Here is a 273-nt window from a genome sequence, read left to right on the forward strand (position 1 = left end):
GGGCCAGTTGGGCCAGTGCCGTTTTATGGATAAAGCTGAGTTTGCCAACGGCTGCGAATTTTTGAAAGGCTGGAATATTGTTATTGTCGGTTGCGGAGCTCAGGGGTTAAACCAGGGGCTTAACATGCGCGACTCAGGACTAAACATAAGTTATGCACTTCGCGCTGAAGCTATTGCAGAGAAAAGGGCGTCTTTTAAAAAGGCCAGCGACAACGGTTTTACTGTTGGTACTTATGAGCAGCTGATTCCTACAGCAGATTTAGTATTAAACCT

1 pseudogene is annotated in these 273 nt (G+C 46.2%); it reads left to right on the forward strand.

What is annotated here, in order from left to right:
• Positions 1–7: 7 nt before the first annotated feature.
• A pseudogene (locus R0J87_RS20365) lies at positions 8–273 on the forward strand (ketol-acid reductoisomerase); the annotation flags it as partial.

Origin of the sequence: Halomonas sp. SIMBA_159, from assembly GCF_046536035.1 — a bacterium.
Lineage (GTDB): Bacteria > Pseudomonadota > Gammaproteobacteria > Pseudomonadales > Halomonadaceae > Vreelandella > Vreelandella venusta_A.